This window comes from Rhodococcus sp. PSi06 (genome assembly GCF_054960675.1).
In genome coordinates this window covers 140,119-154,879 of record NZ_JBHNYO010000003.1, presented here as the reverse complement: position 1 = coordinate 154,879, position 14,761 = coordinate 140,119, and the positions used below count along the sequence as shown (strand labels likewise).

Sequence of the window (14,761 nt, the reverse complement as noted above, 5' to 3'; positions counted from 1 at the left end):
CTGCCGAAAAATGGCTCGATCTGTACGCATTCCATCGACTGAGGCTTGTGTTCATCACTGCGACAGTGACAAGATCGACGCATGCCCGACCAGCCACCCATCGCACTCGACGACGTCTCCAAGGCGATCATCGAACAACTCCAGGAGGACGGGCGCCGCTCGTACGCCGCTATCGGCAAAGCAGTCGGTCTCTCGGAAGCCGCTGTCCGACAACGTGTTCAACGTCTGACCGACTCCGGCGTGATGCAGATCGTCGCGGTGACCGATCCGGTACAGGTCGGTTTCAAGAGACAGGCGATGATCGGTATCAGGTGCACCGGGGACAGTCATGCATTGTCCGAGGAACTGTCTGCCATCGACGCGATCGATTACGTCGTCCTCACCGCGGGGTCGTTCGACGTCGTCGTGGAAGTGGTGTGCGAGGACGACGAACACCTCCTGCAGATTCTCAACAAGCAGATCCGCAGCCTGGATGCGGTCACCAGTACAGAAACCCTGGTCTATCTCAAACTTGTCAAGCAGCAATACAATTGGGGAACACGATGACACGAACGACGGCCGAGCTCGACGCCTCCGCAGCCAAGCATCTGTGGGGCCATTTCACCCGCCACGGTGCCGGTGTCACTCCCCCGATCATCACCCGCGGTGAAGGTTCGACCATCTGGGACTCGAACGGCAAGAGCTACATCGACGGACTGTCGGGCCTGTTCGTGGTCCAGGTGGGGCACGGCCGCGAAGAACTGGCCGAGGCTGCAGCCCGGCAGGCGAAGGAATTGGCGTTCTTCCCACTGTGGTCCTACGTCACGGAACCGGCGGTCGAACTGGCCGAGCGCCTGGCCGGGTACGCCCCCGGCGACCTCAACCGAGTCTTCTTCACCACCGGTGGCGGCGAGGCCGTCGAGAGCGCGTGGAAGCTGGCCAAGCAGTACTTCAAGAAGGTCGGCAAACCGGGCAAGCACAAGGTGATCTCGCGGGCGATCGCGTATCACGGCACACCGCAGGGCGCGCTGGCCATCACCGGAATTCCCGCACTCAAGGAACCGTTCGAGCCGTTGACGCCAGGGGCGTTTCGCGTGCCGAACACCAACATCTACCGCGCGCCCGCTCCCCTGGACACCGATCCGAAGGCGTTCGGAATCTGGGCTGCCGATCGCATCGCCGAGGCAATCGAATTCGAGGGCCCCGATTCGGTTGCCGCGGTGTTTCTCGAGCCGGTCCAGAATGCCGGCGGCTGCTTCCCTCCCCCACCCGGGTACTTCGAGCGGGTTCGTGAGATCTGCGACCGCTACGACGTGCTTCTGGTCTCGGACGAGGTGATCTGCGCATTCGGACGGATCGGATCGATGTTCGCCTGCAACGACTTCGGCTACGTTCCCGACATCATCACCTGCGCCAAGGGCATGACATCGGGTTACTCCCCGATCGGGGCCATGATCGCCTCCGACAGACTGTTCGAGCCGTTCGACGACGGTACGTCCAGCTTCGCCCACGGCTACACCTTCGGCGGTCACCCCGTCTCTGCTGCGGTTGCCATGGCCAACCTCGACATCTTCGAGCGCGAGGGCATCAACGCGCATGTCGCAGACACGGCACCGGCGTTTCGCTCCACGCTCGAGAAGCTGCACGATCTCGCGATCGTCGGAGACGTCCGCGGGGAGGGCTTCTTCTACGGCATCGAGCTGGTCAAGGACAAGGCCACGAAGGAAACGTTCAACGACGCCGAAGCAGAACGCATCCTGCGCGGGTTCCTGTCCACGGCTCTGTTCGACGCCGGTCTGTACTGCCGCGCCGACGATCGCGGCGACCCGGTGGTCCAACTGGCCCCGCCGCTGATCTGCGGGCAGAAAGAGTTCGACGAGATGGAACAGATCCTGCGCAGCGTGCTGACGGACGCAGGAAACCTGATCTGACCGAAACCGCTACTGCCCGATGCGGTCGATGACGAGGGGACCGGGCCGCGCGGCCGTGTCGCCGATCTCCCAGGCACCCTCGAGTGCCTTCTGCGCGTACTCGAACCGTTCGGGAGTGTCGGTGTAGAGGGTCGCGAGCCGATCGCCGGCCCGCACTCGGTCACCCGGCTTGGCGTGCAGCTGTACACCGGCTGCGCTCTGTACCGGCTCACCCTGACGTTCCCGACCCGCTCCTAGCCGCCACGCCGCGAGTCCCACACCCATCGCGTCCAACCCGGAGACGATGCCGTCGCGCGTCGCGGTGAAGTCCTGGCTCTCTCGGGCGACGGGCAGTGGCGCATCGGGGTCGCCGCCCTGCGCGGCGATCATCGTGCGCCACCGGTCCATGGCCGAGCCGTCGGCCAGCTTGTCGGCCGGGTCGATTCCCTCGATGCCGGCTGCGGCGAGCATCGTGCGCGCCAGCGTGATCGTCAGTTCCACGATGTCCGCAGGCCCACCGCCGGCAAGAACCTCCACCGACTCCTGCACTTCGAGCGCGTTGCCCGCGGTGAGGCCGAGCGGAGTATCCATGGCGGTCAACACCGCCAGAGTCCGAACGCCGGCATCCGTTCCGAGTTCGACCATCGCGGTTGCCAGTTCGCGTGCATCGTCGACGTTCTTCATGAACGCGCCCGCGCCGACTTTCACATCGAGCACCAACGCGCCGGTCCCCTCGGCGATCTTCTTGCTCATGATCGAGCTGGCGATCAACGGGATCGACTCGACGGTTCCGGTCACGTCCCGGAGCGCGTACAGCTTCTTGTCGGCCGGAGCCAGATCGGCTCCGGCCGCGCACACCACCGCGCCCACCGCCGGATCCGCCAGGATGCGACGCATCTCCTCCCCACTGAGGTCTGCCCGCCATCCGGGGATGGACTCGAGTTTGTCCAACGTCCCGCCGGTGTGCCCCAGGCCTCGCCCCGACAGCTGTGGCACCGCCGCCCCGCAGGCAGCGACGAGTGGTGCCAACGGCAGCGTGATCTTGTCGCCGACACCACCGGTCGAGTGCTTGTCGACGGTGGGTAGCGGGAGAGACGAGAAATCCATGCGCGTACCCGAGGCGATCATTGCGCCGGTCCACGTACTCAATTCTCGACGGGACAATCCGCGCAACAGAATTGCCATCGCCAGTGCCGACATCTGTTCCGGCGCGACGGTTCCGCGAGTGAACTCCGCGATCACCCATTCGATCTGCTCGTCGTCGAGAACACGGCCGTCGCGTTTGGCGCTGATGATCGATACGGCGTCAGGCATGGTTGTTCACGCGTCCTTCGTCGAGGTTGTCGGGACCGAATGCATCCGGGAGCAACTCTGCCAGTCGACGCGGTCCCGACGTGGTGTCCACGAGCAGATCCGGTCCACCGAACTCGAACAACAACTGCCGGCACCGCCCGCACGGCATGAGGATCTCACGCCGAGAATCGCAGCAGGAGAAGGCCACGAGTCTGCCGCCGCCGCTCGAGTGCAGGTTCGAGACCAGCCCGCATTCGGCACACAGGCCCAAACCGTATGAGACATTTTCCACATTGCACCCGGTGACTATTCGATCGTCGTCCACCAGAGCGGCCGCACCCACCGGAAAGTTCGAGTACGGGGCATAGGCGCGTCGCATTGCCTCATGAGCATTGTCGCGCAACGTATTCCAGTCGATTCGGTCCATGGTTACCCATCCAATCACGCCATCTGAATTGATGCAGAGATCTGCCCGGAACTTCGAATCCGAATTGGGAAGGCAAACCTAACACCGAATTTCGGCAGCATACGAACCTCGAGTCGAATTAGTTCCATGTTTCGAATGGGTTTACAGTTTCGAGTAAGCGGCTAGTACAACCAGCACTAGGGCCGAATCGCGACAAATCGAGCCAGGGATATGCCCGGCCACCGGGCTCGACGCGTCCACCAACGACGTTGGAGGCATTGCACTCGATGAGTAGCACCACGGAAGCCGCTCCGGTCAAGGAGCGCAAGCGGTCTCTGTACCGCGGAGACCCGGGAATGTGGTCCTGGGTTCTGCACCGCATAACAGGCGTGTTGACGTTCTTCTTCTTGTTCGTCCACGTACTCGACACGGCGATGGTTCGGGTCAACCCCGAGACGTACGACGCCATCATCGAAACCTACAAGACCCCGCTCGTCGGACTGATGGAACTCGGCCTCGTCGCGGCAGTGCTGTACCACGCATTGAACGGCATCCGCGTGATGCTGATCGATTTCTGGGCGAAGGGACCTCAGTTCCAGAAGCCGATGCTGTGGGCCATCGCAGCCATCTGGCTGGTCGTCATGATCCCGGGCGCGGGACGAATCTTCTACAACATGTTCACGGCGGGTGGTCACTGATGTCGACGCAGGGTCCCGAGGCGAAGGTCCTCGGCACGAACTACGACCGTCCAGCCAGCCTGGCCAACCCGCGTTCACCGCGGCGTCAGAGCAAGGGCAACTTCGAGTTGTACGCATGGCTCTTCATGCGCTTCTCCGGCCTGGCACTCGTCGTGCTGGTCCTGGGCCACATGTTCATCATGTTGATGCTCGACGACGGTGTGCACCGCATCAACTTCGCATTCGTCGCCGGTCGCTGGGCCAGCCCGTTCTGGCAGTTCTGGGATCTGACGATGCTGTGGCTGGCGCAGCTGCACGGTGGCAACGGCCTGCGCACGATCATTGCGGACTACTCCCGCAAGGATTCGACGCGATTCTGGCTGACCACGTTGCTCGTGCTGTCGATGATCCTGATCATGGGCGTCGGCACGTACGTCATCTTCACCTTCGATCCCAACATCTCGGCGAGCTAAGGACACTGACGCTTACATGCAGGAACATCGTTACGACGTACTGATCGTCGGCGCAGGCGGTGCCGGAATGCGTGCTGCGATCGAAGCCGGACCCCGCGCTCGCACCGCAGTACTGACCAAGCTGTACCCCACGCGCTCGCACACCGGTGCCGCACAGGGTGGCATGTGCGCCGCTCTGGCCAATGTCGAAGAAGACAACTGGGAGTGGCACACGTTCGACACCGTCAAGGGCGGCGACTACCTCGCCGACCAGGACGCGGTCGAAATCATGGCCAAGGAGGCCATCGACGCCGTTCTCGACCTCGAGAAGATGGGCCTTCCGTTCAACCGGACGCCCGAGGGCAAGATCGATCAGCGTCGCTTCGGTGGACACACCCGCGACCACGGCAAAGCGCCTGTGCGCCGCGCGTGCTACGCCGCCGACCGCACCGGCCACATGATCCTGCAGACGCTCTACCAGAACTGCGTCAAGCACGACGTCGAGTTCTACAACGAGTTCTACGCACTGGATCTGTGCCTGACCGAAACCGACGACGGCCCCGTCGCCACGGGCATCATCGCCTACGAGCTCTCCACCGGTGAGCTGCACATCTTCCACGCGAAGTCGATCATCTTCGCCACGGGTGGTTCGGGCCGGATCTACAAGACCACGTCGAACGCGCACACTCTCACCGGTGACGGCATGAGCATCGTGTTCCGCAAGGGTCTTCCGTTGGAGGACATGGAGTTCCACCAGTTCCACCCGACAGGTCTTGCAGGTCTGGGCATTCTCATCTCCGAAGCGGTCCGAGGCGAGGGCGGCATCCTCCGCAACGAGTCTGGTGAGCGCTTCATGGAGCGTTACGCACCGACGATCAAGGACCTCGCGCCCCGCGACATCGTCGCTCGTTCGATGGTGCTCGAGGTGCTCGAAGGACGCGGCGGCGGCCCCAACAAGGACTACGTCTACATCGACGTCACGCACATTCCCGAAGAGGTGCTGGACGAGAAGCTCCCGGACATCATGGAGTTCTCGCGCACGTACCTCGGTGTCGACCCCGTCAAGGAGCCGGTGCCCGTCTACCCGACGTGTCACTACGTGATGGGCGGTATCCCCACCAAGATTCACGGTGAGGTTCTGCGCAACAACACCGACATCGTCCCCGGTCTGTACGCCGCCGGTGAGTGCGCCTGCGTGTCGGTGCACGGAGCCAACCGCCTCGGCACCAACTCGTTGCTCGACATCAACGTCTTCGGACGTCGTGCGGGCATCGCCGCGGCCGAGTACGCCAACTCCGTCGACTTCACTCCCCTCCCGGAGGAGCCGGCGAAGATGGTGCAGGACTGGCTCGAGCTCATCCTGTCCGATCACGGTCACGAGCGCGCAGCCGATATTCGTACCGAGATGCAGCAGTCGATGGACAACAACGCCTCGGTCTTCCGCACCGAGGAGCGTCTCGAGACGGCACTCAAGGATGTCCGCGCCCTGAAGGAGCGGTACAACAAGATCACCGTCGAGGACAAGGGCAAGCGCTACAACAGCGACCTGCTCGAGGCCATCGAGCTCGGTTTCCTTCTCGAAATGGCCGAGGTCACCGTCGTCGGAGCACTCAATCGCAAGGAATCGCGTGGCGGTCACGCCCGCGAGGACTACCCCGAGCGCAACGACGCCGAGTACATGAAGCACACCATGGCCTACAAAGAGGGCGAAGGTTTGCTGACGGATATTCGCCTGGATTACAAGCCGGTAATCCAAACCCGCTACGAGCCGATGGAGCGGAAGTACTGATATGAGCGCACCAACCCTGGACAAGAAGTCCGAAGCCGACCTGCCACCAGTGCCCGAGGGCGCGGTGATGGTGAACCTCAAGATCGCGCGCTTCAACCCCGAAAGCGGTGAAGGCCAGCGGTGGGACACCTTCCAGGTCCCCACCCTGGAGACCGACCGTCTGCTCAACCTCCTGCTGTACGTCAAGGGCTACCTGGACGGAACGCTGACGTTCCGCCGTTCGTGTGCTCACGGCGTCTGCGGCAGCGACGCGATGCGTATCAACGGCGTCAACCGTCTCGCCTGCAAGGTGCTGATGCGCGACATGCTCCCCAAGGACTCGTCGAAGACGCTGAACATCACCATCGAGCCCATCAAGGGTCTGCCGGTGGAGAAGGACCTCATCGTCGACATGGAGCCCTTCTTCGACGCCTTCCGCGCCGTGAAGCCGTTCCTGATGACGACTGGTAACGAGCCGACCCGCGAGCGGATTCAGTCCGCAGCGGACCGCGCCCGGTTCGACGACACCACCAAGTGCATCCTGTGCGCGTGCTGCACCACCTCGTGCCCGGTGTTCTGGAGCGACGGAAGCTACTTCGGCCCCGCCGCGATCGTCAATGCACACCGGTTCATCTTCGACAGCCGCGACGAGGGTGCGTCCGAGCGCCTGGACATCCTCAACGATGTCGAGGGTGTGTGGCGCTGCCGCACCACCTTCAACTGCACCGACGCATGCCCCCGTGGCATTCAGGTGACCAAGGCAATTCAGGAAGTCAAGCGCGCGTTGCTCTTCGCTCGCTGATCGTTGGTTCCGGTCGGGAACCCAGCGGCCCCCATGCAGTCGGTCTGCATGGGGGCTTTCTCGTCGTATCGGTGTGTCGTCCCGCCGGCTTCCATCGTGGCGCTCGAACAGGTTGAGGGGTTTCTGATGGAATAGGAGGGTTGATTCGCAGGTCGAAAGGGATCAGGCTCGAAGCCAGACCGTCAACTGGCCATCGAGAGGACACCCACCGTGACCACCTACACGAGCACAACCCGGACCGGCCGGCTCGGAAAGGACGACTGCGACATCGACCTGTTCCGTGAATCGGTATCGGAGCAAGTCGACCTCGCGAACTATCCACACGCGACGAGCGTGCGCAAGAACGTTCTGATCTACGACGCTCGCTCGGTCGAAGGCCTCGACGCACCCACTCGCGAGGCGGTCCAGAACGAGCTCGCCCAGGCCCTGCTCACCGGGCCCGGCATCGTCGTGTTCGAGGGTGCGTTCACCGAGGCTCACGGGTTGAGCGAGGCCACCGACTACTTCATGGACACCATCGCCGGTCAGCATGCGGCAGGGACGAACTCGGGCGACCACTTCGCGAAGCCGGGTAGCAACGACCGAGTCTGGTCGGCGTTGCAGAAGCTGGCCGTGGATCGACCCGAGGTGTTCACCGAGTACTACGCCAACGAAGTACTTGCACTGGTGTCGCAGGCCTGGTTGGGACCGATTTACCAGGTGACATCCTCGATCAACGTCGTCAACCCGGGCGGTCGAGCCCAGAATCCTCATCGTGACTACCACCTGGGATTCATGTCGGTCGACACCGCCGCTGCATTCCCGGCGCACGTGCACCGCCTGTCGCCTGCCCTGACTCTGCAGGGAGCCGTCGCACACTGTGACATGCCGCTCGAGAGCGGACCGACCATGTACCTACCGTTCTCGCAGCGGTACGAACCGGGCTACATCGCTTTCAACCTGCCCGAATTTCGAGAGTACTTCGCGCAGAACTACATTCAACTGCCACTTCGGGTCGGCGACGCCGTCTTCTTCAATCCGGCACTGTTCCATGCTGCCGGACACAACACCTCGGCAGGCATTCGTCGAATAGCGAATCTGTTGCAGGTCTCGTCTGCATTCGGTCGCGCGATCGACACGGTCGACCGCAAAGCAATAGTCGAGGCCATCTATCCGTCTCTGCTGCGGATGGCCTCGAGCAGCAGCGCAGCCTTCGTCGGGAACGTCATTGCGGCGTCGGCCGAAGGATACGCATTCCCCACCAACCTCGATCGAGACCGACCGACGACCGGCCTGGCGGGCGAGACGCAGGCCGAACTCGTCGCGCGCGCCGTCGACGCCGCGATGCCTGCGCGCGAGTTGACGACCCTGCTCGACGCTCAGGAACGGCGCAGGCGCATCTGAACCCTCCTGTCGTGACCGGAGCTCGGACCACTCCGGTCTCGACAGGTCACCCGTTGTTGTAGCGGGTCAGAACATGGATCCGCGAGGCCTCGTTGACCACGCCGTCCAGTGCGCCCCGTGCTTGCATGATCATCCGGCAGGCCAGTCGTGCGTCGGCGCGTAGTTCGTGATGCAGAACTGCGGACACCGCCCCGGACCGCAGCAGTACTCGATTGTCCTCGTCGAGGTCGTGGCCGATGAACACCCGGCACCGGCGCCCTGCCGCTTCGAACGCCCTGACGATCGCAGTGTTTCCGCCCCCGATCGAGTAGACGGCCTCGATCGCCGGGTTCCGGCCTAGAGCGTCCAGGACGAGAGACTCGACGGTCGCATCCAGACCGTCCGTGCCGGCCAGCTCGACGACGGTCCGTCCGAATCCCGCACCCCGCTCTGCCGCAAGGGTGCGCAGAGTCGTTCGAAATCCCATTTCGCGTTCTTCTTCGCCACGAAAGGTATTGCTGCTCAGAGTGATCAATACTTCTCGATTCACGTCCCCGAGCCACTGATCGACCAGAAACGCTGCCGTGGCACCCGCCGCACGATTGTCGATACCGACGTACCCGAGGCGGTTCGAGGCCGGTACGTCGGTCACGTATGTCACCACCGGCGCGCCGGCACCGACCACGGCGTCGATCGCCTGAGCGACGTCGGGATCGTCCGGGGCTTTGAGGATCACTCCGTGGGTGCCACGGTCGACGAGCTTTCCGAGGGTCTCGACCATCGCAGGTACCGATTCGGTATCTCGAAAGTGGAATCTGCATCGGACGAGCGCAGGCGAGAGCATCGGCAGTTCGGCCTCGATCGCCGTACGGTACTCGGCCGAAAACCGTGGTGGCGTCTGCATCACGACGTCGAACAGAAACTTGCGACCGTTCAGGCGAAGCTGCGATCGCTGCTTGTCCAGGTCTGCGATCGCCTGTTGCACTTCGGCTCTGGTGTCCTGCCGCACCCCCGGCCTGTCGTGCAACACACGATCGACCGTGGCTTCGCTGAGACCGGCCTGCTGTGCGATCTCGCGGACCTTGAACCGGTGCCTCACGTCGACCTCGTTCTCTGATGCTTTTTTGAGGGGTTTTGACGGTTGATCATAACCTCATCGGCCGCAACACTGAACGCATGAATTCCTACCTATCCGGCACACCCCTCCTCGAGAACTGCGTCGTTCTCGTCAGTGGCGGAACCCAAGGCGTCGGAGCGGGCGTCGTACGAACCGCTGCACGGGAGGGTGCTGCAGTCGCCTTCACCGGTCGACGCGTCGACGTCGGTTCGGCGTTGCAGGACGAGTTGAACGCCGCCGGCCACACCACATTCTTCATCGAGGCCGACGTCTCGGACCCCGACTCCGCTCGTAGGTCGGTCGAGCGCACGGTGGACGAGTTCGGACGAATAGACGCTCTGTGCAATGCCGCCGGGCTCACCACCCGGGGCACGCTGGTGGACACCACTCCGGAGTTGTTCGATCAGCACATCGGCGTCAATCTGCGAGGCCCCTTCTTCACGATGCAAGCTGCAGTGCAGAACATGGTCTCGCGCAACGCAGCCGGGACCATCGTCAACGTCATCTCGATTGCCGCGCACGGCGGCCAATCCTTCCTCGCTCCCTACGTCGCGGCCAAAGCCGGACTGGCCGGTCTGACGAAGAACGCGGCCTACGCGCACCGGTGGGATCGCATCCGCATCAACGGGCTGAACATCGGCTGGACCGAAACCGAGGGCGAGACCGAGATACAGAAGCGCTTCCACGGTGGCAACGACGACTGGGCTGCCGCCGCGAACGAGAGTGTGCCCATGGGCAAACTCGGCCAAGTCGACGAGATCGCCGACTTCGTCGTTCTCCTGCTCTCCTCTCGCAGTGGAGTAGTCACCGGCTCCGTTATCGACTGGGATCAAACGGTCATCGGAGGGCAGGACTGATGGGATCGCGAATCGGTGTCATCGGACTCGGACGCATCGGCGCGTTTCACGTCGACACACTCAGCACACTCGATGGCGTCGACGGCCTCGTCGTCACAGACGAGCGCCAGGTCGTGACCGCCTCGGTGGCGCACAGAGTCGGTGCCACAGCGGCATCGTCCGCGGCGGAGATGATCGCGTCGGGGGTCGACGGGATTGTTGTCGCCGCGGCAACGGCCGCGCACGCGGAGCTGGTTCTGGCGTGTGTCGATGCCGGGATACCGGTGTTCTGCGAGAAGCCCATTGCCTTCACCGCGGCCGAGAGTCTTGCTGTGGTGCAGCGAATCTCGGGCGGCTCCGTGCCGGTTCAGATCGGGTACAACCGCCGATTCGATCCCGCCTTCGTCGCCGCCAAGGCCGCTGTTGTCTCGGGCGAGCTCGGCCGATTACACACCGTCCGCTCGACCACCCTCGATCCTGCTCCCCCGCCGATGTCGTACATCGCCACCTCCGGCGGAATCTTTCGAGACTGCAGTGTGCACGATTTCGATATCGTTCGATGGGTGGTCGGACACGAGGTCGTCGAAGTTCACGCGGCCGGGTCGAACCAGGGCGATCCCGAGTTCTCGGCAGTCGGTGACGTCGATACCGCAACTACGACAATGATTTTCGAGAACGGCACGCTCGGCGTCGTATCCAACACTCGATACAACGGACGCGGTTACGACTGCCGCCTCGAAGTGCACGGCAGCGACGATACCGTCGTGGCCGGATGGGATCAGCAGGTACCGGTGCGCAACCTCGAGCCGAGTGCAACGTTCCCTGCTTCCACACCACACAGCTTCTTCATGGACCGCTTCGAGTCGGCCTACCGGGCCGAACTGTCTGCCTTCCTGAGCGTCGTCACCGGCGACATCCCTTCACCGTGCACGGCCCATGATGCCTTGGAGGTCGCGTGGATCGCCGAGGCCGCAACACTGTCCCTACAACAGCACCGATCGGTGCGGATCGACGAGGTACGTCCGTGAGCGCCATTCGTATTGCTGGAGCGCCTATCTCGTGGGGAGTGTGTGAGGTTCCCGGCTGGGGCCACCAAATTCCGTCGGACCGCGTGCTGACCGAGATGCGCGGCGCGGGACTGACGGCCACGGAGGTGGGACCGGAGGGATTCCTCCCTGCCGACCCCGCCGAACTGGCACGCACTCTCGACCGCTACGGCCTGACGTGCGTGGGAGGGTTTGCTCCGGTGCTGCTGCACGACCGAGATCACGACCCGGTTCCTGGCATCGGTCCACTGCTCGACGCGTTCGTCGCGAGCCATGCCGAGGTTCTCGTTCTCGCCGCCACCACCGGAAGCGAAGGTTACGACTCACGACCGGTGCTGAACGACGATCAATGGACGACGTTGCTGCTCAACCTCGATCGGCTGCATGCTGCCGCCGACGGCCGAGGCATCCGTGCCGTCCTGCATCCACACGTGGGCACCATGATCGAGAAACGCGACGAAGTATTTCGGGTGCTCGACGGATCGAGCATCCCACTGTGTCTCGACACGGGCCACCTACTCATCGGTGGTACCGATCCGGTGGAATTGGTGACCGTCGCGTCCGATCGCATAACCCACGCCCACCTCAAGGACGTATCTCTGCCACTGGCCGCTCAGGTGCAATCAGGTGAGCTCACCTATACCGAGGCGGTCGCTCGAGGCATGTACACACCGCTCGGCACCGGCGATGTCGACATCTCCTCGGTCGTGAATCAGCTGCTCGACGCAGGTTTCGAGGGCTGGTTCGTACTGGAACAGGACACGATCCTGGCCGAGGAGCCGTCCGACGAGGGACCGGTTCGCGATGTCGTTGCCAGTGTCGAATTCTTGCGTGACATAGTGCGGTTGCGTGAAGAGGCACCCTTGTGAGCGCACTACGTATCGGCATACTGGGTGCCTCCCGGATCGCCGAACAGGCGCTGGTCGAACCAGCTCGCATTCTCGGTCACCGTCTGGTCGCGTGCGCAGCGCGCGATCGCACACGAGCGGAGAGCTTCGCCGACAAGCACGGAGTGGAGCGAGTTCTCGACTCCTACCAGGACGTCCTCGACGATCCGGAGGTCGACGTCGTCTACAACCCGCTCGCCAATGCGATGCACGCCCCGTGGAATCTTGCGTCGGTTCGAGCCGGGAAACCGGTCCTCACCGAGAAGCCCTCCGCGAGCTCTGCATCCGAGGCCGATCTGGTTCGACGAGCGGCGACTCGAACCGGAGTCCCGGTAGTGGAGGGGTTCCACTACATGTTCCACCCTGTCACCGAGCGCCTGCAGCATTTGGCGAGCGACGGAACCCTGGGCGACCTACGTCGCATCGAAACGATCACCCATATGCCTGCCCCGGCCGACGACGACCCCAGATGGCGTCCCGACTTGGCCGGCGGTGCCTTGATGGATCTAGGGTGCTACGGCATTCATGTGCAACGGCTGTTCGGATCGATGGCCGGCGGCCGGCCGAGCGTCACGGCAGCCGGACTCACGCTCCATCCGTCCGGAGTGGACACCGCCTTCGACGTCGATCTGGCATTCCCCGGCGGTGTCACGGGAAGTGTCACCGGCTCCATGGCCGCACCGGCCTACGATTTCCGAATCAAGATCATCGGCACACGCGGAGAAGCGTTGGCACACAACTTCATCAAACCGAACGAGGACGATCGCGTGACGACAACAGTGGACGGCGACAGCAGAACCGAGCACCTCGGTAGACGCTCGTCCTACACCTACCAACTCGAAGCATTCGCGAACCACATCCTGCACGGCGCTTCGATACCGCTGGGAGCCGAAGACGCGGTGCAGAATATGGAGATGATCGACCGAGTCGTCCGAATGGCGTCGCGTACCGGCATCACACGAACGCGCTGAATCCCGTCACACCGCGGCCCACGATCAGGTTGTTGATCTGGGCGGTGCCCTCGTAGGAGTACAGCGCCTCTGCGTCCGCAAAGAACCTGATGACGTCGTGCTCGATCAGAATTCCGTTACCGCCCATGATCTCTCGGGCCCAACTCACCACTTCGCGCAGCCGCGTCGTGCAGAACGTCTTGGCGAGCGCTGCATGCTCGTCGTAATGGACGCCGTTGTCCTGCAACTGGGACACGCGAATGGCCATCCCGAGCGATGCGGTGATGTTCGCTGTCATCCGTGCAATGAGATCGGCAATCAGCTGGAACGAGGCGATCGGAGAACCGAACTGCTCGCGTTCGCGCGCGTAGGCGACGGCCCGCTCGTAGGCGCCCATCATCACGCCCACCGCCTGGAACGCCACCCCGCCCCGGGTCAGGCGAAGCACCTTTGCGGTATCGGCGAACGAGTTTGCATGGGCGAGCTTGTTGCTCGTGGGAACTCGGCAGTTCTCGAGATGTACGTCCGCGTTCTCCACCGCGCGCAGGGAGTACTTCCCCTCGATCTTCTCGGCCCGGAATCCTTCGAAGTGCTTCTCGACCACGAAACCTTTGACCTCGCCGTCTGCCTCGTCCTTGGCGAAGACGATGGTCAGGTCGGCGAAGGTGGCGTTGCCGATCCAACGCTTACTACCGTTGAGGATCCAGTGGTCGCCCTCGAGTCTGGCAGTGGTTTCGAGTCCGCCGGCGACGTCGGATCCGCCGTGCGGTTCGGACAGACCGAAGGCACCGATGATCTCCATCCGGCGCATTGCCGGCAACCACCGCGCACGTTGCTCCTCGGAGCCCAGAATCGAAATGCTGCTCATCGCCAGCGAACTGTGCACGCTGAACATGGTCCCCGTCGATGGATCGACACGCGCGAACTCCATCTCCAACCATCCGGTGAGCAGCTTGCGCGAGGCCTTTCGATCGTCGAACGCATACCCGAGACCGGCGATCTCGAGCTCGGCGAGAAGGGGCAACAGATGCACCGGCGAGCTCGCCTTCTCCCAGAATTCGTTGGCTCGCGGCGCTACTTCGTCCTGGAGAAACCGTCGTGTACGCAGAACGACCTCGGTCTCGTGGTCGTCGAGCATGCCCTGATATCCGTAGAAATCGGACTCGAGGAAATCAGGCGCCAGTGGTCCGAGGGGCTCGTGCTCACTCATGGTCGGCTCCTTCGTCCGGCACCCCTCGTCGGGTGCTTCTCCCCATGTTCTACCCACCGCGTCCGA

At 63.2% G+C, this 14,761-nt stretch carries 15 protein-coding genes; 11 read left to right on the top strand and 4 right to left on the bottom strand.

The window, feature by feature from the left end; translation table 11 throughout:
- The first annotated feature begins 81 nt into the window (after window positions 1-81).
- Window positions 82-546, top strand: a complete 465-nt coding sequence (locus tag ACFI9K_RS05445; protein ID WP_462662571.1) for an Lrp/AsnC family transcriptional regulator — start codon at window positions 82-84, stop codon at window positions 544-546.
- Window positions 543-1,910 carry an aspartate aminotransferase family protein gene (locus ACFI9K_RS05440; RefSeq protein ID WP_462662570.1) on the top strand — a complete coding sequence of 456 codons (1,368 nt, stop codon included), beginning with the start codon at window positions 543-545 and terminating at the stop codon, window positions 1,908-1,910. Before ACFI9K_RS05445 ends, ACFI9K_RS05440 begins: the two co-directional genes overlap by 4 nt.
- Before the next feature lie 9 nt (window positions 1,911-1,919).
- On the opposite strand, the gene ACFI9K_RS05435 is transcribed toward ACFI9K_RS05440, so the two are convergent.
- Complete coding sequence (locus ACFI9K_RS05435; protein WP_462662569.1) at window positions 1,920-3,203, bottom strand: thymidine phosphorylase; 1,284 nt, start codon at window positions 3,201-3,203, stop codon at window positions 1,920-1,922.
- A complete protein-coding gene (locus ACFI9K_RS05430) occupies window positions 3,196-3,609 on the bottom strand; it encodes a cytidine deaminase (RefSeq protein WP_462662568.1) in 414 nt (137 codons plus the stop codon). The genes ACFI9K_RS05435 and ACFI9K_RS05430 overlap by 8 nt, the downstream gene beginning before the upstream one ends.
- A gap of 335 nt (window positions 3,610-3,944) precedes the next feature.
- Between ACFI9K_RS05430 and sdhC the strand changes: the two genes are divergently transcribed.
- From sdhC to ACFI9K_RS05405, 5 genes are all read left to right on the top strand, one after another.
- The gene (gene sdhC / locus ACFI9K_RS05425) at window positions 3,945-4,286 is read left to right on the top strand and encodes a succinate dehydrogenase, cytochrome b556 subunit (RefSeq protein WP_462662739.1); all 342 of its coding nucleotides are present in this window, start codon (window positions 3,945-3,947) and stop codon (window positions 4,284-4,286) included.
- Window positions 4,286-4,738 (top strand): succinate dehydrogenase hydrophobic membrane anchor subunit, encoded by a 453-nt coding sequence (locus ACFI9K_RS05420; RefSeq protein ID WP_027496419.1) that lies wholly within the window; start codon window positions 4,286-4,288, stop codon window positions 4,736-4,738. Before sdhC ends, ACFI9K_RS05420 begins: the two co-directional genes overlap by 1 nt.
- Before the next feature lie 16 nt (window positions 4,739-4,754).
- Window positions 4,755-6,506, top strand: a complete 1,752-nt coding sequence (sdhA, locus tag ACFI9K_RS05415) for a succinate dehydrogenase flavoprotein subunit (protein WP_269607528.1) — start codon at window positions 4,755-4,757, stop codon at window positions 6,504-6,506.
- 1 nt (window position 6,507) lies between these two features.
- Window positions 6,508-7,287, top strand: a complete 780-nt coding sequence (locus tag ACFI9K_RS05410; RefSeq protein WP_462662567.1) for a succinate dehydrogenase iron-sulfur subunit — start codon at window positions 6,508-6,510, stop codon at window positions 7,285-7,287.
- Between the two features lie 210 nt (window positions 7,288-7,497).
- Window positions 7,498-8,670: a phytanoyl-CoA dioxygenase family protein gene (locus ACFI9K_RS05405; RefSeq protein WP_462662566.1), complete on the top strand. Its 1,173-nt coding sequence runs from the start codon at window positions 7,498-7,500 to the stop codon at window positions 8,668-8,670.
- A 46-nt stretch (window positions 8,671-8,716) separates the two neighbouring features.
- Here ACFI9K_RS05405 and ACFI9K_RS05400 read toward each other — a convergent pair whose 3' ends face one another.
- Entirely contained in the window at window positions 8,717-9,748 is a 1,032-nt protein-coding gene (locus ACFI9K_RS05400) for a LacI family DNA-binding transcriptional regulator (RefSeq protein ID WP_462662565.1), read from the bottom strand.
- A 77-nt stretch (window positions 9,749-9,825) separates the two neighbouring features.
- Between ACFI9K_RS05400 and ACFI9K_RS05395 the strand changes: the two genes are divergently transcribed.
- From ACFI9K_RS05395 to ACFI9K_RS05380, 4 genes are read left to right on the top strand one after another with little or no spacing between them, the layout of a single operon-like run.
- Window positions 9,826-10,623, top strand: a complete 798-nt coding sequence (locus tag ACFI9K_RS05395; RefSeq protein ID WP_462662564.1) for an SDR family oxidoreductase — start codon at window positions 9,826-9,828, stop codon at window positions 10,621-10,623.
- Window positions 10,623-11,630 (top strand): Gfo/Idh/MocA family protein, encoded by a 1,008-nt coding sequence (locus tag ACFI9K_RS05390; protein ID WP_462662563.1) that lies wholly within the window; start codon window positions 10,623-10,625, stop codon window positions 11,628-11,630. The genes ACFI9K_RS05395 and ACFI9K_RS05390 overlap by 1 nt, the downstream gene beginning before the upstream one ends.
- Window positions 11,627-12,517 carry a sugar phosphate isomerase/epimerase family protein gene (locus tag ACFI9K_RS05385; protein WP_462662562.1) on the top strand — a complete coding sequence of 297 codons (891 nt, stop codon included), beginning with the start codon at window positions 11,627-11,629 and terminating at the stop codon, window positions 12,515-12,517. The genes ACFI9K_RS05390 and ACFI9K_RS05385 overlap by 4 nt, the downstream gene beginning before the upstream one ends.
- The gene (locus ACFI9K_RS05380) at window positions 12,514-13,506 is read left to right on the top strand and encodes a Gfo/Idh/MocA family protein (protein WP_462662561.1); all 993 of its coding nucleotides are present in this window, start codon (window positions 12,514-12,516) and stop codon (window positions 13,504-13,506) included. Before ACFI9K_RS05385 ends, ACFI9K_RS05380 begins: the two co-directional genes overlap by 4 nt.
- Here the strand turns inward: ACFI9K_RS05380 and ACFI9K_RS05375 are convergent.
- Window positions 13,490-14,695, bottom strand: coding sequence for an acyl-CoA dehydrogenase family protein (locus ACFI9K_RS05375; protein ID WP_462662560.1), 1,206 nt, complete (start codon window positions 14,693-14,695; stop codon window positions 13,490-13,492). The two genes, ACFI9K_RS05380 and ACFI9K_RS05375, sit on opposite strands and share 17 nt — an antisense overlap.
- Between the last annotated feature and the right edge of the window lie 66 nt (window positions 14,696-14,761).

What these genes read in the sequence shown, in the direction of transcription:
- ACFI9K_RS05445 (WP_462662571.1), top strand. Translation starts at nt 82, where the DNA reads ATGCCCGACCAGCCACCCATCGCACTCGACGACGTCTCCAAGGCGATC.
- ACFI9K_RS05440 (WP_462662570.1), top strand. Translation starts at nt 543, where the DNA reads ATGACACGAACGACGGCCGAGCTCGACGCCTCCGCAGCCAAGCATCTG.
- ACFI9K_RS05435 (WP_462662569.1), bottom strand. Translation starts at nt 3,203, where the DNA reads ATGCCTGACGCCGTATCGATCATCAGCGCCAAACGCGACGGCCGTGTT.
- ACFI9K_RS05430 (WP_462662568.1), bottom strand. Translation starts at nt 3,609, where the DNA reads ATGGACCGAATCGACTGGAATACGTTGCGCGACAATGCTCATGAGGCA.
- sdhC (WP_462662739.1), top strand. Translation starts at nt 3,945, where the DNA reads ATGTGGTCCTGGGTTCTGCACCGCATAACAGGCGTGTTGACGTTCTTC.
- ACFI9K_RS05420 (WP_027496419.1), top strand. Translation starts at nt 4,286, where the DNA reads ATGTCGACGCAGGGTCCCGAGGCGAAGGTCCTCGGCACGAACTACGAC.
- sdhA (WP_269607528.1), top strand. Translation starts at nt 4,755, where the DNA reads ATGCAGGAACATCGTTACGACGTACTGATCGTCGGCGCAGGCGGTGCC.
- ACFI9K_RS05410 (WP_462662567.1), top strand. Translation starts at nt 6,508, where the DNA reads ATGAGCGCACCAACCCTGGACAAGAAGTCCGAAGCCGACCTGCCACCA.
- ACFI9K_RS05395 (WP_462662564.1), top strand. Translation starts at nt 9,826, where the DNA reads ATGAATTCCTACCTATCCGGCACACCCCTCCTCGAGAACTGCGTCGTT.
- ACFI9K_RS05390 (WP_462662563.1), top strand. Translation starts at nt 10,623, where the DNA reads ATGGGATCGCGAATCGGTGTCATCGGACTCGGACGCATCGGCGCGTTT.
- ACFI9K_RS05375 (WP_462662560.1), bottom strand. Translation starts at nt 14,695, where the DNA reads ATGAGTGAGCACGAGCCCCTCGGACCACTGGCGCCTGATTTCCTCGAG.